This is a genomic window from Mesorhizobium sp. M7A.F.Ca.MR.245.00.0.0, assembly GCF_003997415.1.
Lineage (GTDB): Bacteria > Pseudomonadota > Alphaproteobacteria > Rhizobiales > Rhizobiaceae > Mesorhizobium.
Map to the genome: position 1 here is coordinate 1 of NZ_RZTE01000043.1, position 20,754 is coordinate 20,754.

The following is a 20,754-nucleotide window of genomic DNA, read 5'->3' on the forward strand; positions in this document are numbered from 1 at the left end:
GGGAACTTCTCGGTCAGCCAGGCATCCACGTTGGTCCGCGCCTCGTCTGCGGTAGGACCCTGTTCGCAGGCGGCAACTCCGACCGCCTCAAATCCGCTGCCTTCATATTTCTCCTGCAGTTCGATCAAATGGGGCATGGCGTCGACACATGGTCCGCACCAAGTCGCCCAAAACTCAACGAGGTAGACCTTGCCGGGCCGAAAGTTCGTGAGGGGCTCGCCACGCAGCCAGTTCTCCACTTTGATCGCAGGAGCCGGGGACCCCATACGCAGTTCCATCTTGGTGTCCAAAGTCATTCCACACCTTTCGTCTCTTTTGTCGCGGAATATTTTCCAGTCAAAATCGGACACGGTCTCGAGGGCATTGCTCCCTCTCGCTTGCTTCAGCGGAGCTCTCACCGTGTTGCCGCACATCAAGCACGGCAAAGGGCATGCCAACCCTTCTTAGCTTCGGCAAGCGCCGGTACCGCCTTGAATAAGCGAGCCCTAACACGGCCAGCTGACGTTAACCTGAATGTCGGCTTTCGACGGCTCACCTTAGCGGCTGCCGTTTAGGAAGGTGAGAGTTTGGCTGGCCCGCTGGCGATAAGACCGGCTTCGGCGTCCTGGAGTAGTCGCACTTCGGCGATGGGGTCGAAAGTGCGGGAGAGGCTCGGTACCCTTGCAGCCACCGCCGCATGTGGCCCGGCGTCATAATTCGCGTCGCGGTTGCCAACGGCGGCGTTGGGCTCGATCCACGTGGCGTTGAGCCCGACAGCACGTAAAGCTGCATCGTGATTGAATGCCCTTTGCTGTTTCACGCCAAGCAGGAGTCGCGCGACGCTACCTTGCTCAAGCGCGAGCAGAGCGATCTGACGCCGTAGGAATATTGCTCGTCCCGCTTTTGCCGCCAGAGGCGGAAATCTTTCCTGAATGCCACCGCCGATCATCAATATCGACGAATCATATCCCGCTGCCCATTTGTTCGACTCCGAGGTCGGGCCAGCACTCCGTCAAGGGACGGTTGATGAACCCTAGATGCTCGGGATTGGCGCATGGCGCGCGCCGCAGAAGGCTGTCAAGGATGCGGCGCGCTCGCCAGGCCAGCAGCCCAAAGTTCGGATCAGCCAGCCCGCGCTGTCCAAGGCAGGCGTTCTGAACGAAAAGGCGTCGGTCTCGCGGTCCGTCCCAGTACACCGAAAAATCCTCGCCGATGGCGAGCTCATTGCCGATCTGTTCGAGGCGATCTGCGATCGGTTCTAGGAAACCCGGCAGCGGTTTCTCGTACCCGGTGGCCAGGATGACGATATCGGCGGTTACTTCTCCGATGTTGTCCAAGCCGCGTTGCAGCGTGAGCCTGTGCCCTGCTCCGGCATTGATGCAGCGCGACACGTTGCAACTTGGCCGCAATGTGATCTCGCATTGGTGTGGCTCGAGAAAGGCGTGGTGGTAGAGCGCCTGATAGACCGCGCGCAACTTGCTTTCTGAAATGCCCTCGGAGGCAAGCGCGAAACGCCGCAGGAACAGCTGTCGATGCACCTCGCTCATCGCAGCAAAACGATCCGAGAAGCATGGCGTGAACAGCCCGTTTGTGAACGCGTGGTCGTCGAAAGGCATCTCGCGCGTCAAGACCCATGTGATCGCCGCGGGCCGCCGTTCTTTCGGCCGGCCGACAAGGTGCAGTAGCAGCTCGGCTCCCGACTGTCCGCCGCCAACAACGCAGACATGCTTTTTTTGCACCTCAGGATTGATGTGGGCCAACTCAGATGAGTGGAACAGGTTGGGTCCAGTCCAGCCATGAAACTGAGGCGGAATTTGCGCCTGCTTGCCTATGTCGATGACGAGGTTTCTTGCATCAAGGACCGCGTTGTCCGTCCGCACGCGAAACTCGCCGTCAAAGCGGATTTCGCGAACGGCCTCGCCGCCACGGACAAGCGGATTCTTCTGGAACGCCCAGTTGAGATATTGGGCGAACTCGGCTCTAAGCACCCCGTGAAATTGCGCATTGAGGAAATTGTAAAGACGCCCGTTCTCGTGGAGGTAGTTTACGAATGTGTAGGCTGATCGCGGATTGACCAGAGTAACCAGATCCTGGAAGTGGCCGACCTGGAGCTCCGCGCAATCGAAAGCGCTGCCTGGATGTCCTCGGAAATCGACCTCCCGGTCCAGGAACAGTGCCCCTTGCGCAATCTCTTCCTGTATCTGACACGCAAGGCTCAAATTAGATGGTCCAGCACCCACACCAATACAAAAGAGGTCCACTTATCCTTACTCCTCTAGGAGTGTTTTCCAACTCAGCGGCATGTTGACGTCGATTGCCGGGCATTGAGCAATGCGAACCTCACAGGCATGCTTGAGCCGCGGTCCCGACTGAGAGGACAGCAAAAGCGTGTGCCGCCTTCCAGGTCTTGGGCTCAATGTCGGCGGCATCGACAGCGGCGCGGCGTGATCCGAACCCAAGAGCAGAAGGAAAGTGTGTGATGCTGTCGCGCGGCTCTTCCGGATCTTACGGCGGCTTCTAGCGCCGGCCTCCACCCCAGGAGTGGCTGTTTCCCTGCCACGACGGAAGCGGCTCTTTCTTTCGAGGGGCGTAACCATGGATAACGGCTCTTAATGCTTTCGGAGACTCCCATGCATGCGGCGTGCCGGATAAAGACCTGTCAAACCAACGAGTTCGCGCAGTTCCAGCTCGTCTGGAATCCGACATTGTCGCACGCCCGACGATCGGGCAGGGGAAGCTCCGCGGCAGCGGCCCTTGCACACCGCAGGCTGACAGGGACAGCCGCCGATTTGACGCGCGTCCGGGTACTGATAAGGGGCCTTCCAACAGGGTTCGCGCACGAGGCGGGGTCTCCTGGTACACCCGCCCTGTGGCTTGGCTGCGGTCTGCTGCAGCCGTTCGTCTTTACTGCCCGTTGCGGACGATCTCGCACGAGTTGGTTCACGAGAGCGTCGTGAAGCAGTCGAGGCGTCCGGTTTGGCTCTGACAAGCGTCGCAAGATGTTCGCGGATCCAGCCATGTCTCCGCAATCCGACCGGTAACCGACGACGACTTCGGACTGGTTGGCGGTCCTACGACCTGATCGGTGTTCCTACGGAGCTGATCAGCGAGCCAAAAACAGCGGCAATGTGGTCTTCCCAAAGCTCCAGCTCGGCGGACCGCCGAAAATCCGCTCACGCAGCCCACGGCTGCCATAAGCACCCATGACCATCATGTCAGCACAGATGTCGTTCGCGTGCTGGGTCAGCACTGTGCCCGCCGATTTGCCGGCGCTCTTAAGCAGGTCAACGGAGACCCGAGCACCGTGCCGAGTAAGATAGGCAGCGATGTCAGCTCCAGACTGCGCGCCTTTCCCGTTGTTTTGCGCCTTTGGATCGACCATAGCGACACAGACTTCCTTGGCAGCGGATAGGATACTAAGAGCTTCCCGAACCGCACGCGAGGCCTCTACACGCGAATCCCAGCCGACCAGCACGCGTCGAGGCGACAGCGTCGCCTTAACGCCCTTCGGCACGATGAGCACCGGCTTTCCGCTATCGAACAAGCAGCCGTTGACAACAGGAGGTCCGAGAGTCTCATCGTTGAGGAGGTCTCCTCCAACGATCGTCAGGTCAGCGCAGAGCGCCCGCTGTCGTGCCACTTCACCGAGGCTAGCCGGATCGCAATAGTCGGTGTCAACGTCACAGGAAAGCGACATAGCTTTCAGCCTTTTGAGGATATCCGCGGACCGTCTTTCCATTCTGGTCACGTCCTGTGAAAATTTCTCGATTTGCTGAAATCGATAGTTCGGTACTGCAATTGCCTGTGCACGTCCTGTATTCCATTCGGGGGGCGGAGACAACATCAAGAGCAATGGAGGCGGTATAATGAGTACCGATAGGTGCGCGCCGACCTCGGCACACAGTCCGGCAGCTGTTGTGAGGTCCTCATCAGAATGATCAGCACCCGTCACACTGAATATGCTTTTAAATTCCATTTGCCTGCTTCTCCTGGTCTTCGTTAGGAGCGCCTCAAAGCGGCAACACCGCTCTCAGGAGGAAGAGAGAGCGGCACCACGTTCGATCACCGATTTCAGTCGTCCGGCTTCTCGAGCGAGTAGCCGGCCGACCTGACGGTGCGAATGACGCTGCCGGGCAAGGCCGTTTTCAGCGCCCTCCTGATTCGGCTGATATGGACATCGACGGTGCGTGCACCGACATGAATGTTGGGCAGCCAGGCCGCCCCGATAAGCTCGTCCCGGCTGAAGACCTTGCCGGGGGCCTCAATCATAAGCCGCAGCACGTTGAAATCGATCCGTCCGAGATGGATGTCGTGGCCATTACCGCGAACCCGATGGGCATCGAGCTTCATCTCCAGGCCTCCACAACAAATCCAACTGTCGTTTTCAACCCCGTTCGGACCACGCTTGGTCAGCCCGAGCCTCGCCCGCAGGCAGTCGAGCAGCTTGGCCGGAGCCACCGGCCGCACAAAGCTCTCAACGCCTGCCTTCAAGAGATCGAGGTGCTGGTGCTCGGCGCCAGGCGCGATCAGGGCGATGATAGGCAGGTCGGTGGTGCGCGGTTCCCGCTTGAGGTGGGCGCAAATTGCGGACCCGTTTATGCTGGCTGGGTCGCAATCCAGCACTACGGCCTGAAGCTCCCGTTGTTCGGCCAAGGCCAGCGCAGCCTTCGCGCCGTCTGCCGTCTCACTGCTGAAACCGTCAACCTCCAGTATGTGGCTGTAGAGCAGATAGAACTCGGCATCTTGCGAGCAGATCAGGACCAGCGGCTTCTTCATCGGCGATACCCCAACAACCTGGTCGGCCTCGAGTCCCTGGATCGAGGGGACTGGCCAACATAGTTTCTCGGGTCCGTCATGATGGCCTTTCTCGAAAATCGCGCCCATCATGCCAGCGCCACGTGGGGAAAGGTTTCGATGACTGAAATCGCATCGTCGACCAGCTTCGTACCGGCCGTGGCGAGCTTCAGGAGCGTCTCGAAGCCAAACCGGTGGACATCGCGCAGCGTTTTGGACAAAACGACCAGCCGTCCGGTCGTGAAAAGCACCCGACCAAAACCCTCATGGCTCACCTGGATCATCGGCGATGCCATAAGGCCGCAGCGCTCCTCGATCGCAAGCCCGATGGCGGCGTAGTACTTGTCGAGCCTCCACAGCACGTCGGGATCGGGATCTCCGATGATTGGGATCCCTCGGCGCTGTTCCTTGGTAATGATGAAGTCGCCCAGCAGCTCAGCGTCCGCTTTGCGTTCCCACGAGCCATAGGAATCCTGAGAACGGATCAGCCGCACGAGGCATTTGACGAACGGGGTGCAAAGAGCCGCCTCGTCTTCGGCGACAGCTGGGGGGATTGCGGGGTCAGGCATTGGCGTCCTCCTCTTTTCAGTCCTCGTCCTCGAAGGACGGTTTCTTTTCGGCAATGCCCGCTCGCGCCAGCACCTTGCGCAGCCAAGGCGGAGGACACGTCCTGAGCATCATCTGCGTGCGCAAGAGCACCTGTGGGATCGATTGGGGCTCCGCCACTTTGATCGGGTGGATTTTTGCCGCGACAAGCTTGGCTGCCGAAGGGCCGCCAATTGCCAGACAAAACAGGATCTGACAGCCCTTGAGCGCATCCACCTTTGGCGTGATGCGATCATCGCGCTCGGCCCGATGCTCCCCGCTTTCATCGGACACGTCATCGAAGGCCACGGCTTCTACGAGATTCCATTCCTCGCGCGTCACGTCGTAGACAGCAAAGCGCCTGGCCGACCCGAAATGGGCGTTGAGGTCCTGCATGTCCTGAGTGGCGATCGCAACGCGCAATGCGCCCTTACGTCGTTCAGGCATCGGGGCGAAAACCTCACTACTGACCAGCGAGAGGCGGCGAACAGCGTTCATCGTGATATTTCTCGATTACGGAGTGGATCAAGCGCCTCAGGAGTGGGCGCGTGTTGGTTGGCCTGGAAGATGCTGGCGACCTCGAAGATCATGTCGCGGGTGCCCTGATAGAGAATTGCGAGCTTGTGCTGGCTGCCTAGTCGATCGAAGACCGGGAACCCGATGCGCATGAGCGGAATTCGGAGCCGCTCCGATGCTTGGCGCCCGTGCGAATGCGTGACAAGCAGGTCAGCACCGACGGCAAGACTTTCCAGATCGCCGAGATCGCCGATCTGAACCGAAACCGCCGGGACTTTCTCGAGAATTTTAGACCTGTCGGTCGTTGTGACGGCCGCGGCTATCTCGGAGCCGAGGCCAGCAAAGAAGGTCGCAAGTTGGAACAGCTGGTCTGGTTCGGCAGCGATGGCAATTTTCTTGCCGCCGAAATGGAAATGTCCGTCGAGCATCGCGTCCTGCAATTGCGCCCGGCGCCGGCGCACGCGGGCCGGTACCGCCGCGCCCGAAATCGCAGACAGCAGCGACACGAAGCGGTCCGTGTCCTGCAGCCCAGTCAGTGACTGGAACAACACGTAAGGCACGCCGGTCAACCCGTGCAGCGCTTTCGCCGGGCGGCGCATGTGCTCACCGATGGCGATGCATTGCATGGCCGTGCCCAACTCGCGAATGTCTTCGACGCTGGTGCCGCCGTATGTGGTCGCTACCCAGCGGTCAGGAACCGTACCGTCGAGCGAGCCTGAAATGTCGGGCAGAATAACCGGCTTGAGCCCAAAGCTTTCAACCATGTCCCGCATATGCTCGATGTCGGCGATAGAGAGGTTGCATCCGGGCAGGATTGCGATCTTCTTCGGGTGCCGCGCCCGTTCGCCCGAGCGCGTAATCCCTTCGATCATTGCGGTGACTGCCTTGGCCCAGCCCTCTTCGATCGCGCCGTCAAAATCCGGCGTGTTGGCCAGCACGACCTCCGTACCCGCAAGCTGTTGCGTGTGCTTCCGCATGATGTTGGCAATATCACCCGCGCAATCTTCGCCACGCGTCTCCACCAGCGCGGTCGTGCACACCCCGATCAGCGTTGGCTTCGTGCGGTTCTTGAGGTTGAGGATCGCCTCTTCCAGATGGTCGGCTGCGCCGAGGATGGTCGCCACCTCATCCATCGCCGTAGTCTGCAAGGGAATCGCTTCTTTGAAGTGCCGCACGAAGAGAACGAGCGCAAAGCTTGTGCAGCCTTGGCTGCCGTGGAACAGCGGCATCGCACCGTCGACGCCAAGAAAGGCAAAGGCGGCACCCAGCGGCTGCGACGACTTCAGCGGGTTGACTGCCGCCGATTTGCTCTGGGGAAGGATGCGGGCCATCGGTCGCCTCAACACTCGTGTGCCGTCGCGCAGGCGAATTCATCAAACAGGTACGCGGTCTCGTTCCTCGTGCACGGCAATTCGCCTATCAGCTCAGGCTGGCAATCCCACGGGGCCGGCTGGCGCACCTGAGACCAGATCGGATTGTGAATGGCGAGGTCGATCTGGCGTACGAGTTCCACCATGCCGTCATAGCCGGCATAAGGATGCTGGCGCTCCTGGTTGATATCGAGCCAGGGCGTCTTGGCCTTGAGCGCAATGAATTGCGTGCGACCGCCCGACAGCATGATATCGGCCCTGTGTTCAGAGAGCATGGCGTACAGCTCGCTCGCAGCCATGGATTCGAACATGTGCTTGTCGTGCTTGAGAACTTGTTTGATGCGCTCCTTGTCCTGCACCGTAGATTTCTTGATCGAGGTGCCGACGATCTCGATTCCGATCTCCATCAGCGCATGGACAACCGACCAGGACTTCACACCGCCTGTGTTGAGCAGCACGCGCTTGCCTTGGAGCCTTTGCCGGTAGGATTCGAGTTTCTTCCACGCGATCGCCTCCTGCTGCGCGATCAGCGTCTCTGTGCGCTCGAGGATCTCCGGATCGGCGCCCTTCCTCACCAGCAGCCTGACAAGGTTTCGAAGAGCTTGCGATGTGTCGGAGATGCCATAGAAGGAGCCCTCGAAGAACGGGATGTCCCAGCGCTCCTCCATCTTGCGGGCAAGACTGATCAGCGCGGTCGAGCACACCATCATTGCCGCCCGGGCGCGGTGCGCGGAAGCAATGTCGCGGTAACGCGCATCGCCGGGAATGCAGGCGCGCACCCGGATCCCGAGCCGATCGAGGAGCGGCTTTACAAGCCAGAATTCGCCCGAGAGGTTGAATTCGCCAAGGATGTTGATGTCGTAGGGTCCGGGGTCGTCGGGTTCGACCGTGCCGATGACATGATCGAGCAACGCCTCGGCGGCGAGCTTATTGCCGAGGTTCTTGGAGCCTGCCAGGCCAGGCGCATTGATCGGCACCACGGCCAAACCGAACTTTTCCGTGGCGCGTTTGCACACGGCCTCGATGTCGTCACCGATCAGCGCCGTTACGCAAGTCGAGTAGACGAAGATCGCCGGCGGCGCGTATGTGTGCTTGATCTCGCGGATCGCCTTGAAGAGTTTCCGCTCGCCCTGCCCCATCACAAGGTCGAGTTCGGTGAGGTCGGTCGTGAAGCTTGTCCGCCACAAGGTCGGCCCTGACGAAACCGCACCACGGTTGTCCCAAGAATTGCCCTCGCAGGCGAGCGGCGCATGGACCAGATGCGCAACGTCGGTGATCGGCTGCAGGACGATCTTGGCTCCGTCAAAGGCGCAGCCGCCGGCTGCCGCCCCTGGTGTCAGCGACTTCGAGCAGCCCTCCTTGCGCGCCTTGGCATCTTTGCCACGGTTCTTATCGCAGGCGGGCTCATCGAAGGCGTCCTTGATTTTGGCGCTGAGGGAGGACATTGCTCAGCCTCCCCAGTCCATTGGGCAAGGAATGGCCTCGGCGAAAAGCCGGCCACGGCTCTTAGCGCGTGAGGTCATAGGAATAATCCGTCACACCCGTCTCGCTCGTCTCGCGATCGAGTTTGTCGAAGATCTTGTCGAGGATCGTCGTCAGCACGCGCAACGCTCCCTGGTAGCCAAAGAGCGCAAAGCGGTGATGATGGTGCCGATCGAAGATCGGAAACATCAGCCGGATCAGCGGTGTTCCGGTGTCGCGCTCCAGGTACTTGCCGTAGGAATTGCCGATCAAAAGGTCCACCGGCTCGGTAAAGAGCAGTGAGCGCAGCGCCCACAGGTCCTTGCCCGCCCAAACCTGGGCAGCCTTGCCGAAAGGCGAGGATGCTAGCAGCTTCTTCAAATCGGCTTCCCATGCCGAGGTGCCATTGGTGGCGAGGCAATGGGTTGGCTCGCCGCCGGTCTCCATGACAAAGCGGGCCATTGCGTGAACGAAGTCGGGATCACCGTAGATGGCGTATTTCTTACCATGCAACCAGGATTGGCTGTCCGCCATGGCGTCTACCAGTCGGCCGCGCTCGAGGCGAATTGCCTCGGGAATCTCCTTGCCGGAAATCGCCGCGACCTCCATCAGGAATTCGTCCGTCGCCTGAACGCCGAGCGGATAGTGGAACGAGGCCGTCGCCTGCCCGACCTCCTCGCAATAGCCCAGTGTCTTTCGGGTGTTGTGATGCTGCAGCGAAAGCGTTGCCTCGGCGTTGAGGGCCTTCTTCACCTCGTTGATCTTCGTGCCCCCGTCATACATGCGGTATTCACCGTCCGAAGGCGTATCGAACTGGTCAGAGGCATCCTGGATCAATGTATAGGACACGCCCATTACATCGAGCAGGCGCTTGAGCTCCCGGTTGTTGCCGACGCAGAAGCCGTCGAAGCCCGGAATGATGTTGATGGTTCCTTCGATTTGCGTACGCTCCTGACCTTTCCAGAAGTGCTCCAAAATGCCTTTGACCATGTTGTCATAGCCGTCGACATGACTGCCAACGAAGGCCGGGGTGTGGGCAAAGGGCACGTCGAAGTCGCGCGGGACTGAATCTTCGTCCTTGGCGTTCTGGATGAAGCTGTGCAGGTCGTCGCCAATGACCTCTGCCATACAGGTCGTCGACACGGCAATCATCTTGGGGTCGTAGAGCTGGTAGGTGTTGGCGAGCCCGTCGACCATGTTCTTCAGGCCGCCAAACACCGCCGCATCCTCGGTCATTGAGGAGGAGACCGCCGCGGCAGGCTCCTTGAAATGGCGCGACAGGTGCGAGCGGTAATAGGCGACGCAACCTTGGCTGCCGTGGACGAAGGACATGGTTCGCTCGAAGCCGGCGGCAGCGAATACCGCACCCAGCGGCTGGCAGGCCTTGGCCGGGTTCACGACAAGCGCTTTGCGGGCGAGGTTCTTTTCGCGGTATTCCCACGTCTGGGTGAAATCGCGCTGATCGGAAATGATTTCATCGGGGTGCGGACATTCGAAGTTTAGCTTCTTCTCAGCGAGCATCTTTCTGTATTCCGGCTCGCGGAACAGGGGAGCGTGATCGAGAATTTTTTCAGCCGACTGCGGCATGATGATTACCTCTTTTGCATCTGGCTGCGCGGGACGGCAGCTCAGGACGTCAAGACGTTCCAGGCTCCGGCGGATCAGAGGCCGCGGGAGTTCACCGTCTCAGTGGGAGACTGGGGCTGAAGCAAATGTTTATTCGGCAGCCATCGCCCGCTCATCGCCCCGGCTTCTTTTCCAAGGCGCGTGGAATAGGTCCCAGACCGGGTTGTTAATGGCGAGATCCACATCACGTGCGAAAATGGCAAAGCCATCGTAGCCGTGATACGGGCCTGAATAATCCCAGGAATGCATCTGGCGGAACGGTATGCCCATCTTCTGCACCGGGTATTTTTCTTTGATTCCCGAGCCGACCAGATTTGGGCGAATCCCTTCGATGAATTTCTCCAACTCATAGCCGGTCACGTCATCGTAGATCAGCGTGCCGTTCTTCACGTAGTGGCCGGTGCGCTGATAGTCGTCGCTGTGGGCGAATTCATAGCCGGTGCCCACGATGACCATGCCGAGGTCCTCGTAGGCCGTGACGACGTGGCGGGGGCGCAGGCCGCCGACATAGAGCATCACGGTATTTCCTTCCAGCCGCGACAGGTACTTGGCGATGACCGCATCAACAAGCGGCCTGTACTTGGCAATGACCTTTTCGGTCTTCTCCTCGATTTCCGGCCCAAAATGCTTGGCTATGTTGCGCAGAGAGGCTTCGATCTGGGAGGGACCGAAGAAATTGTACTCCATCCAGGCGACGCCATACTTTTCCTCCATATGCCGACAGATGTAATTCATCGACCGGTAGCAGTGGATAAGATTGAGCTTAGCCTTCGGGGCGCGCTCGATCTCTGCGAGTGTGGCGTCACCCGACCAGTTGCCAACCACGCGCAGCCCTATCTCCTCAAGCAGTATGCGCGAGGCCCAGGCATCGCCGCCGATATTGTAGTCGCCGATGACGTTGACGTCATAGGGGCCGGCCTCGAACTTGACATCCTTTTTGTCGAAGACCCAATCCCGGATTGCATCATTGGCGATGTGGTGGCCAAGCGACTGCGAGACGCCGCGGAAGCCCTCGCAGCGTACCGGCACGATCGTCTTGTCATACTCCTTGGTCTTTTTGCGAGAAACGGCCTCGGTGTCATCGCCAATCAGGCCGATAGGGCATTCGGACTGCACGGTGATGCCGTTGTTGAGCGGAAACAAGACTTCAATCTCGTCAATGATCTGTTCCAGCTTCTTGTCGCCGCCGAAGACGATGTCCTTCTCCTGGAAATCGGAGGTGAACTGCATTGTCCCGAACGTGTCGACGCCCGTTGTACCGACGTAGTAGTTGCGGCGCTGCGACCAAGAATATTGGCCGCAGCCGACCGGGCCGTGCGAGATATGGACCATATCCTTGACTGGCCCCCACACCACGCCTTTCGAACCAGCATATGCACAGCCGCGAATCGTCATCACCCCGGGAATGGACTTGATGTTCGATTTGACGTCGCATTCGGAAAGGACCTCGCTTTCCCCGCCAGCCTCGTTGCCGCTCTTTGCGACGTTGAGGTGCTTCTTGCGGCGCTTCGCCGCCTTGTCGGGATAATGCGACAGCACCTCTTCGATAAGCTTCGCATGAAGAGCACCGTCATTCTCGTATTCCCGGCTCATGAGTCCCCCTTTCAAGGTTGGGTGACGCCTCAACGAATAGGCGCCGTTCTCTGCAAGGCGCGCCGATTCATGGCAGCGCTAATGTCACTACTGGGCCGCCGCCTTCGCCGCTTCCTTGGAGTGAAGCTCGGCAAGCATCTGCTCGTCGGTCTTCATGATGCCGAAGTCGAGCAGCATCTCCTCCAGCTCCTCCATGGTGATCGGCGTCGGGATCGTACCCTGGCCCGAATTGGCGTGGATCTTCTCGGCCAGAGCGCGGTATTCCCCTGCCTGCTTTGAGTCCGGCGCGTACTGGATCACCGACATCTTCCTGAGTTCGGCATGTTGGACGATGTTGTCGCGGGGCACGAAGTGGATGAGCTTGGAATTCAATCGGCCAGCCAGTGCTTCGGCCAGATCGAGTTCGCGGTCGGTTTGACGTTCATTGCAGATCAGCCCGCCCAGCCGCACACCGCCCGAATGGGCATATTTGAGGATGCCCTTGGCGATGTTGTTGGCGGCATAGAGCGCCATCATCTCGCCGGACATGACGATATAGATCTCCTGGGCCTTGCCTTCGCGGATCGGCATGGCGAAGCCGCCGCATACCACGTCGCCGAGGACGTCATAGGAGACATAATCGACATCGTCATAAGCGCCATTCTCCTCGAGGAAATTGATCGAGGTGATGACGCCGCGGCCGGCGCAACCGACACCCGGCTCGGGGCCGCCGGACTCCACGCACTTGATGCCTCTGTAGCCCACCTTGAGCACGTCCTGGAGTTCGAGGTCTTCCACCGAACCTTCCTGTGCGGCGAGATCCAGGACGGTATCCTGAGCTTTCGAATTCAGGATCAAGCGTGTGGAATCGGCTTTGGGGTCGCATCCTACGATGAGGATTCTCTGCCCGAGGTCGACAAGGGCAGCGAGCGTATTTTGGGACGTGGTGGACTTGCCGATGCCGCCTTTTCCGTAAAAGGCGATCTGACGCAGACCTGACATAATAGCTTTCCTTCCTTCGTTCTAATCATCGCGACTGCCCGCGACACAAGTGCCGATAGGCAGCTCGTGCCGCCTCACACCAAGCATCGCAAAAAGCGTACCAGCGTGATCGGCCGATCCCAGAAGAAACTTTGTCATTAAATTCCAGCCGCTTAGACGGCGGCAAAACGCGCGAGCGGGCCTTTCAGGCGTCTGTCACGGACACGACAAAGCCGACACAGATTGTCGTGCGCCATCCAAACCGCCGTGTGTCGAGCTCGAAGCGGGAGAATGGGGGAGTTAGCCCAAAGCTGATGGCGAGACCATCGGAAGACATCGGCTCTTGTCTTTCCAGCCTGCCATTGATCGGGCGGTCGCTGGATGAGCAGGAGCCTGGGGCTTGACCGCGGCGCGGGTAGTTCAGGCAGGCTTACAGAGCGGGAACGCCGGCGGCCGATAGACATCCGCGCTTAACCTTTCATAGCCCGTCTACAAGTTGGTTCCGCCGACGCGCTATATGGAAGCCAAATAATTCAGTAGCTTAGCCGAGAGCATTGATTTTTTCAGAAAGATACGTGTTATACGCGTACGAACCGCCGAACCCATGGTCGGCGCCCTCATGCGCGTGAGACCCCGTTGTGGGCGAGGCTCGCGACTGGCTGCACGATCCTAGCCGGCCTGCTTGCCATTGAGTTTGGTCCCGCCGCGGTAGGCTGCGGCATCAAGGGCAACATCAGCTACAACACTGGCAAGAAGATTATCACGTTCTTGGACAGGAATCTTACTGGGAGACACGCATCAACAGGCGGGCGGGCGGGCTTCGAGAGGTTAGTGTCGCGGCAGCTTGCAGATCTGCCCACGGGGCCGCCACGATCGCAAAGTGTGTACAAAAGCGCCCTCTCTGCCGAACTGAACAGTGCTCACGGCCATAGCCTCGGATGAGCCCGACTGGCTTGACCTCTGCATGATGAGAGCAGCTTTTACACCAGGTGCGCAGCACATGTCTTTAACGAACGCATCGTCTTCAAGAATATAGAGAGCAATTCGGAAAACCGAGTAGTTGGCGGCGAAGCTAGGAGAAGGTATACACCACCCTCTTGTTACCCCAGAGTAGAACGTGCAGCTGCGGCAAGACGCGGGCTTCGAACCACCTGTCGCTGGTCACCTTTTCTACCAGCGATTCCATGCGCATCATATTCCGTCGGACTCGACAGAGACGTCTTCATTACCACGGCGGGGCGGCGTGTGATTGCCGGGTTGCAGACAAACCTCGCCGCGACGTCTTTGGGACGAGTGGTGTCGGCACCGAATCCCTATCATTTAGACTAGCCAGCTTGGGGAGCGCCGTCAGACCGCCAGACCGGAAGAGGAGGCTTCGCGCCAACTTGTGCCAAGAATGTTGGACCGTGCGGAACCGCTGGGGCGGCGCTCAACTCTGGCGCAGGATGAAGCGTCGATTGGGTGAATGAATAGGGCGCGCGTTCGACGGGTAGAGGGAGGCAAATCGCTGGATGTCTGCCGGATCAACGTCAACCGGTTCCATCGCCACCATCCACTCGACGTTTTCGGTGCACGGCGGCGTCGTCAGTGAGCCCTCATAAGTCCAATAGCCAAGCGAGGCTGGCAGAAGCCAGTTGGGATTCACCTCGTCGATCGTCACCTCCCCATTCGGCAGTTCGGGAAAGGCCGCAGCAAGGGCAGCAAAGCTGGCATTTGTCGCGCCGGGCGTTAAAAAGACGCCCAGCACGCCCAGAGTACCACTTTGCGTGTCCTTGTGAACGAAATGCACCTCCATCGGGAAGCTCTTGCCCGCCACGTGATGTTCGCTTGGCGCATGGAAATGGAACTGTACCAGTTCGTAGACACGATCGCTGCGGGTCAGCGTGCTGCCTTGTGGCATATTGATTTGAATGGTGTGGCCGTTGTTCACCATATTGCCGCCGCCCTTGTGCCAGCCGATGGCGATATGCGGGATATCCGCCTTGACCGCGCTGTTGATATTGATCGGCGATTGCTGCGTGCCGGCAGAGCATACGAAATTTTCCTTATCCAGATCAGCCCAGTGCTCCGGTCCGACCGGACCGGTGTACCCCCAATGGGCACTGGTCGCTTGGGCGGCTTGAACGCAAATCCGGCATGCGCCGAGCGCAACCAACCCTTTGATCAGGTGACGACGATACATATTACTTTTGCTCCTCTTGCGAACTGATGTTGGTGGCTGCCCTAATGGACGCGTGATGGCCAATCGGCGCGGCCAGTATTGTCCTTTGCAACTGATAGATGCCCGCATGCCTTGGCGTGCTTTCATAAGTGCGGCTGCCGTTTCTCGGCTGGCCGGCTTCTGCAGCCCGCAACGGGAGCAGTTTCAACCAGCTAAACGATAAAAAATTTGAGCAGACCAGCGCTTGACCCCCGCCGCAAAGGCACAGGCGAAGGTGATCACTGCGCGGCTGCCGTTCGCGCCGGAGGCCGCATCGCTATACTTTACACTCGCTGCCCAAGGAGACGCAGGCGACCCTAATACGTTTTCATCGCTACTCCCGACGCAGCCGACCCACGCCACGAAAACGTTGCTATATTTCACGTTGGGCCAGTGAGGAAATCGATCTTCTTTATGGAAGGCATTTGCGCAATGGATGCATTCCCATGCTGACAGTCGTGCGTCAGGCCGGACAATGAGATACATCGATAAGAGCTGGACAAGGATGAGGGGATGACGTGCTTGCGACGGAGCAGGTGGGGCGAGAAGGCCAGTTCTTGCGGATTTCAACTTTGCGTGACGACAGCTCATCGGAGTCAAGGTGACACACGCCGGCAGCGGGGTGTCCGGGCGGTTTCCAGCCGCACAATCGCGAGACCGCTGACGCGAACAAAGCTCGGCTGTACTCGGCACGCGAAGAGAGCCTGCCAAGCCGTTGGAGCCCGGCCTTCCGGTGCGACGCAAGCCGCAGACTAGACCGCCCTCTTGTTACCCCAAAGCAGAACGTGCAGCTGCGGCAACACGCGGGCTTCGAACCACCTGTCGCTAGTCACCCTTTCGACAAGCCATTCCATTCGCATCATTATTCCGTCCAAGTCGACAGAGGCGTCTTCACTGCCAGGGCGCGGCGGCGTGTGATTGCCGGGTTGCAGATAGATCGGAAGGTGCGGATATCTCGCCGCGACTTCTTTGGCGTAGGCATAGTCACTCTCGTCGAAAACGACGAGCTTGAGCACGATTTGCGGCTTCTCTTGCGCCGCTTCGAGGCATGCATCAAACGCAGCCCAACGGGTGGTCATCTCGCTGGACGGCGGCTTTGGGCTAAGGGTCAGCACGTCAAGATCCGCAAACCACTCCCTCACCACGGAACCCTGCGTTTCCAGTGCAAAACGATAGCCCTCGCGATGGCCGCGTTCTATGAGGGGACCGAACGGCTGAATGGCCGGGTTGCCGCCTGACAAGGAGACCATAACCGGCCTGCCGCCGGAAAGCGCATGGACGGTTTGCCACACGGCATCGATCGGCATCGGTAGCCATTCATGGCGATACTGATTGTCCACCGCGTGAAGGCTGTCGCACCATGAACAGCGATAATCACATCCGCCGGTTCTGATGAACACCGTCGGCAAGCCGATGAGCACGCCCTCGCCCTGGATAGTCGGCCCGAATATCTCGCTCACACGGATTGCGGGATGCATGTCGGTCACGGACGGTATTCCGCCCAAGTTTTCGGTGTTTCGCTAACGCGCACGGCCGCGGTCTGCGGCAGACGTGCCTTGCACCATTCATAGAAATGTCTGGCCAGGCATTCCGCCGTGACCTTCTCATGTCCCAGCACGTCGTTGAGGTGCCGATGGTCGAAGCTCTCGTCAATGTAGCGTTTGAGCGGCGCCAGATCGTGATAGTCGCGCACGAAGCCGTGGGCGTCCAGTTCCTTGGCCGACAGCTCCACTACGACGACATAGTTATGCCCGTGCAGGCGCGCGCATTGATGGTTGGGAGGCAAGGAGGTGAGCTGATGCGAGGCCGAGAAGTGGAATTCCTTGGTGATGTGGAACATTACGCGCGCCTCCTGCGCAGCGCCTCAAGCCAGAAATCGGCGTCCTCGTAGTCGGTGGGATCAGCGTGCCCGGCGAGATGGAACGCTTCGCGCCGCTCGACGCAGGTCCCGCATCGTCCGCAGTGACGCACGCCGCCCTTGTAACAGGACCAGGTCTCAGCAAACGGGGTGCCGTATCTTGCGCCATCCGCAACAATGTCAGCTTTTCCGAGATTCACATACGGTGCATAGAGGCGTATCTGCGCATAGCCGTCGAGCGCGCGGTCTTGCATTGTCTGGAAAGCTTCAATGAAGGCCGGACGGCAATCGGGATAGATGAAATGGTCCCCACCATGCACGGCCGCCGCCACCGCTTCGGCGCTGTGGGCGGCGGCGAGACCGAAGGCGATTGCCAACATGATGGCATTGCGGTTCGGCACCACCGTAATCTTCATCGTGTCTTCGGCGTAGTGGCCGTCCGGCACGTCGATACTGCTAGTCAGCGCTGAGCCGGAAAGGCCACGGCCAATTTCGCCGATGTCGATGATCTGGTGCGGGACCTTCAGTCGCTGCGCGCAAAGAGCGGCGAAGCCCAATTCCTTCCTGTGCCGTTGGCCATAGTCGAAAGATAGAAGGCCGGTGAGTTCGTGCTCCGCTGCCACCATGTGAGCAAGGGAAACGGAGTCCAATCCGCCAGAGCAGACGGCGAGAGTCTTCATCATTGGTATCCTTGTTTTGACCGGGTAAGGCTGCGACCGGAGATTTCTCTGCGCCCCCACTACTCCAGCGACTCAGTTTTGTGAACCGGGAGAATTTGCGCTCAGCCCGATTGGAACGGGAGTGCGTCGCGTCCAACACGCGTGATCAATAAAAGTTGAGCGCTTCAGCAGTTTGTTTCGCATCGCGCCAACTTTCGCAATCTGCTGTCGGATCGTCGACTTCGAGACAAGGTGATGTTCGGCCGACATCGGCTGACTCTTAATTAAGCCGCAGAACACATGTTGGCTTTCTGGCCTTCGCTTGTGCGGTTGGCACGACAATTGACATTCTAATTGTGGGGCGGCACACCCCGCCAGCCGAAAGTGGCAGTGAGCTCCTTCAGGCGCAGGTTGATGTGCTGATTATTCGGCGATTTTCCGATCTCGAACCAGAAAGCGAGGGCGACATGGATGCCAGCAAATTTGACATTGGCGACATCCGCCTGGAGAACCCTGCGCGGCGCGATTGAGGCCGCAGGCGAGCCTGCTCTACCTGCCGCCCTACAGTCCCGACTTCAATCCGATTGAGAACGCCTTCGCCCAACCTAAGGCGCTGCTGCGAGCAAAGGCCGACCATCAAGGCTCTATGGGACTGACGTTGCCCCAGCAGTTTTGAGTTCGTTTCCGGCGTGGGTTGTGCCCTGCTGGGCGGGTGAAGCGACGGGCGCTGGCGCGGAGCCTTTGGCATAGCGCAGCGCGAGCGACCGTCGCGGATTGAAGGTGCTGGCGAACTTGGCCGGGGTCTGCCAGGCGATTTGGGAGTGCGGCCGCGCGGTGTTGTAGTCGGCGTGCCACAGGGCGATGGCTACGCGCGCCTGAGCCAGCGAGGTGAACAGCGTCTCGTTGAGCAGTTCATCGCGCAGTCGGCCGTTGAAGCTCTCGATGAAGCCATTCTGCATCGGCTTGCCGGGCGCAATGTAATGCCATTCGACGCGGTTCTGATCCGCCCAGGAGAGGATGGCGTTCGAGGTGAACTCGCTGCCATTGTCGCTGACGATCATCCTGGGCCGGCCGCGCTGGTGATGAGCCGGTCCAATTCGCGGGCAACCCGCATGCCCGAGAGAGACGTATCAACGATGAGTGCCAGGCACTGTCTCGTGCAGTCGTCGACGACGGCCAGGATGCGGAAGCGGCGCCCGTCGGTGAGCTGGTCCGATACGAAGTCGAGCGACCAGCACTCGTCGGGCCTCAGCGGCACCAGCATTGGCGCCCTGGTCCCGATCGCCCGCTTGCGGCCGCCACGGCGGCGAACGGCGAGCTTCTCCTCCCGATAGAGCCGGAACAGCTTCTTGTGGTTCACGACCAGGCCCTCCCGCCTCAGCATCACGAGAAGACGCCGGTAGCCGAACCGGCGACGCTCCTGCGCGATCGCCTTCATCCGCTCGCGAACCTCCCGGTCGTCCGGCCTGCTGGTCTGGTAGCGAACCGTCATGCGGCAACAGCCGATGGCTTTACACGCCCGCCGTTTGCTCATCCCGAAGCCTTCCTTCAGGCGAGCGACAGCTTTCCGCTTGGCGGCGGGCGTCACCATTTCTTTCCCACAAGGTCCTTCAACGCGGCATTGTCGAGCATGGCGTCGGCCAAAAGCCGCTTCAGGCGCGTGTTCTCGTCCTCCAGCGCCTTCAGGTCGCCGAGCCTCGGTGACATCCATCCCGCCGAAGCGGGCCTTCCAATTGTAGATCGAGGCGTCGCTGACCCCGTGCTTGCGGCACAGATCGCCAACCGATACCCCAGCCTCGTGTTTCTTCAAAATTCCGATGATCTGCTCTTCAGAGAAGCGGCTGCGTTTCATGTCCTGGTCCTCTGGATGGGCCAGAACGAACTTCAAACCGGATTAGATCAGAGGGGCAAGGTCAGGACGCCTCGGCGCGGTCGTCGACCTCTTCACCCCAGCCGAATGTGCCAACTACTTCAAAGCCGCAGGATATGACCTGGATCAGATAGGACGTGCTCCAATGGTTTACACCTGACACAGGAGTCCGGCCCCCACAACCGTTTCGCAATGAGGAGCAGCGCTGCCGCTGCTCCTCCAATCACACGACGGATTCACGATGCGGCAACTCGAGCCATGATTTCGGATCGAATGGCCGATGCGGTGTATAGTGAGGCATCCAGCGGCAAATCCCCAAATGCCAGTTGACACAGAAGATAATTAGCACCTGCCTCTTCCAGCTGATCAAGGAGAGCTTTTCGGACAGAATCTGCCGTTCCCACGACGCACAATTCACTTTCAATTGCTGCATCGAAGTTCAAAGGCAAGTTTGGTGGAGTGGAAATGGCATTTAGTTCGTATAGAAATTTGAAGCTATTGAGCCATCGTTCATAGGCAGGTGCTGCGAGCAAATACGCATCTGTTTCAGAACGCCCTATCACCACCATTCGGAGCAATCCAAGAAATGGCGCTTGCTGGCCAATGTCAGCATCGTGAATTCGGGCGGCGCGGAACGCGTCGGTAACGCTGCGAACAGAAGTGGAAGGTCCGACGCAGGCGATGTTTGCCCCATTCGCAGCGGCCCAGCTAGCCGGCTCGGGTCGATTGGTGGCGATCCATGTCGGCGGATGGGGATATTGGTGAGGTCTCAACGTCAGCGGAACATCTTTCAACTCAAAGTGGCGGCCCTGATAAGAAAGCGTCCCGCCTTTCATCGCATTGATGAGAATCTCACTGGCCTCCGCATACTGTTCTGGTGCTGCTTCTACAGCAACCCCGAAGTATCCCAATTCAGTGGGAGCAGAGCCGCGCCCTATGCCGAGTTCAAGCCTGCCGCCGCTCAACTGATCAAGCATGCAGATCTCCTCGAAGGCACGCAGCGGATGATAGAGCGCAAGTAGCATTACCATGGGACCAACACGAAGACTGCGGGTTCGCTGGGCGACGCTCGCTAAGAACAAATTCGGTGATGGACCTCTGCCATGCGGCGTACAGTGGTGCTCGGCGAGATGATACGCATAAAAGCCATAGCCATCGCACGCTTCTGCTAGGCTCAGCCGATCTGCATATTGTTGTGCGATGTCATCGCCGTTTTCGTCCAGATGATCGAAGATGCCGAAGGTCAGGCCCGAAGCGGAAATTTTCTTCAATTAATTGTTCTC

At 59.3% G+C, this 20,754-nt stretch carries 17 protein-coding genes and 3 pseudogenes; 1 reads left to right on the forward strand and 19 read right to left on the reverse strand.

The window, feature by feature from the left end; translation table 11 throughout:
• The 17 genes and pseudogenes from EOB80_RS28515 to queC form a co-directional block, all read right to left on the reverse strand.
• A partial coding sequence (locus tag EOB80_RS28515; protein WP_164762756.1) for a TlpA disulfide reductase family protein occupies positions 1-278 on the reverse strand: 278 nt, incomplete at its 3' end.
• A gap of 272 nt (positions 279-550) precedes the next feature.
• Positions 551-931 (reverse strand): hypothetical protein, encoded by a 381-nt coding sequence (locus EOB80_RS28520; RefSeq protein ID WP_126080606.1) that lies wholly within the window; start codon positions 929-931, stop codon positions 551-553.
• Positions 932-941: 10 nt separating this feature from the next.
• Entirely contained in the window at positions 942-2,240 is a 1,299-nt protein-coding gene (locus tag EOB80_RS28525) for a SidA/IucD/PvdA family monooxygenase (protein ID WP_063169368.1), read from the reverse strand.
• An 842-nt stretch (positions 2,241-3,082) separates the two neighbouring features.
• On the reverse strand, positions 3,083-3,955 hold the full coding sequence (locus EOB80_RS28530; RefSeq protein WP_126087041.1) for a universal stress protein: 873 nt from the start codon (positions 3,953-3,955) through the stop codon (positions 3,083-3,085).
• 95 nt (positions 3,956-4,050) lie between these two features.
• On the reverse strand, positions 4,051-4,866 hold the full coding sequence (locus tag EOB80_RS28535) for a response regulator transcription factor (RefSeq protein ID WP_063169370.1): 816 nt from the start codon (positions 4,864-4,866) through the stop codon (positions 4,051-4,053).
• Positions 4,863-5,342: a NifX-associated nitrogen fixation protein gene (locus EOB80_RS28540; RefSeq protein WP_024505267.1), complete on the reverse strand. Its 480-nt coding sequence runs from the start codon at positions 5,340-5,342 to the stop codon at positions 4,863-4,865. Before EOB80_RS28540 ends, EOB80_RS28535 begins: the two co-directional genes overlap by 4 nt.
• A gap of 16 nt (positions 5,343-5,358) precedes the next feature.
• On the reverse strand, positions 5,359-5,856 hold the full coding sequence (nifX, locus tag EOB80_RS28545; RefSeq protein ID WP_063169371.1) for a nitrogen fixation protein NifX: 498 nt from the start codon (positions 5,854-5,856) through the stop codon (positions 5,359-5,361).
• On the reverse strand, positions 5,853-7,205 hold the full coding sequence (gene nifN, locus EOB80_RS28550) for a nitrogenase iron-molybdenum cofactor biosynthesis protein NifN (RefSeq protein ID WP_126063827.1): 1,353 nt from the start codon (positions 7,203-7,205) through the stop codon (positions 5,853-5,855). Before nifN ends, nifX begins: the two co-directional genes overlap by 4 nt.
• 8 nt (positions 7,206-7,213) lie before the next feature.
• Entirely contained in the window at positions 7,214-8,689 is a 1,476-nt protein-coding gene (gene nifE, locus EOB80_RS28555; RefSeq protein WP_095489376.1) for a nitrogenase iron-molybdenum cofactor biosynthesis protein NifE, read from the reverse strand.
• 61 nt (positions 8,690-8,750) lie between these two features.
• Positions 8,751-10,292, reverse strand: coding sequence for a nitrogenase molybdenum-iron protein subunit beta (nifK, locus tag EOB80_RS28560; RefSeq protein WP_126063826.1), 1,542 nt, complete (start codon positions 10,290-10,292; stop codon positions 8,751-8,753).
• 129 nt (positions 10,293-10,421) lie between these two features.
• Positions 10,422-11,924 carry a nitrogenase molybdenum-iron protein alpha chain gene (gene nifD, locus EOB80_RS28565; protein ID WP_024505262.1) on the reverse strand — a complete coding sequence of 501 codons (1,503 nt, stop codon included), beginning with the start codon at positions 11,922-11,924 and terminating at the stop codon, positions 10,422-10,424.
• Positions 11,925-12,011: 87 nt separating this feature from the next.
• Positions 12,012-12,905: a nitrogenase iron protein gene (gene nifH / locus EOB80_RS28570; protein WP_024505261.1), complete on the reverse strand. Its 894-nt coding sequence runs from the start codon at positions 12,903-12,905 to the stop codon at positions 12,012-12,014.
• Positions 12,906-13,956: 1,051 nt separating this feature from the next.
• Positions 13,957-14,153 (reverse strand): annotated as a pseudogene (locus EOB80_RS35620) (7-carboxy-7-deazaguanine synthase QueE); the annotation flags it as partial.
• Between the two features lie 160 nt (positions 14,154-14,313).
• Complete coding sequence (locus EOB80_RS28580) at positions 14,314-15,066, reverse strand: carbonic anhydrase (protein ID WP_126063825.1); 753 nt, start codon at positions 15,064-15,066, stop codon at positions 14,314-14,316.
• 770 nt (positions 15,067-15,836) lie between these two features.
• On the reverse strand, positions 15,837-16,562 hold the full coding sequence (gene queE, locus EOB80_RS28585) for a 7-carboxy-7-deazaguanine synthase QueE (protein ID WP_164752747.1): 726 nt from the start codon (positions 16,560-16,562) through the stop codon (positions 15,837-15,839).
• Between the two features lie 5 nt (positions 16,563-16,567).
• Positions 16,568-16,924, reverse strand: coding sequence for a 6-carboxytetrahydropterin synthase QueD (queD, locus tag EOB80_RS28590; RefSeq protein WP_126063824.1), 357 nt, complete (start codon positions 16,922-16,924; stop codon positions 16,568-16,570).
• The gene (gene queC / locus EOB80_RS28595; RefSeq protein WP_063170389.1) at positions 16,924-17,622 is read right to left on the reverse strand and encodes a 7-cyano-7-deazaguanine synthase QueC; all 699 of its coding nucleotides are present in this window, start codon (positions 17,620-17,622) and stop codon (positions 16,924-16,926) included. The genes queD and queC overlap by 1 nt, the downstream gene beginning before the upstream one ends.
• Before the next feature lie 492 nt (positions 17,623-18,114).
• On the opposite strand from queC, the pseudogene EOB80_RS28600 reads away from it, so the two are divergent.
• Positions 18,115-18,232: pseudogene (locus EOB80_RS28600) on the forward strand (transposase); the annotation flags it as partial.
• A 13-nt stretch (positions 18,233-18,245) separates the two neighbouring features.
• Here EOB80_RS28600 and EOB80_RS28605 read toward each other — a convergent pair.
• Together EOB80_RS28605 and EOB80_RS28610 are read right to left on the reverse strand one after the other, a co-directional pair.
• A pseudogene (locus tag EOB80_RS28605) lies at positions 18,246-19,453 on the reverse strand (IS3 family transposase).
• A 254-nt stretch (positions 19,454-19,707) separates the two neighbouring features.
• Positions 19,708-20,742, reverse strand: a complete 1,035-nt coding sequence (locus EOB80_RS28610; RefSeq protein ID WP_095484287.1) for an LLM class flavin-dependent oxidoreductase — start codon at positions 20,740-20,742, stop codon at positions 19,708-19,710.
• Positions 20,743-20,754 lie beyond the last annotated feature (12 nt).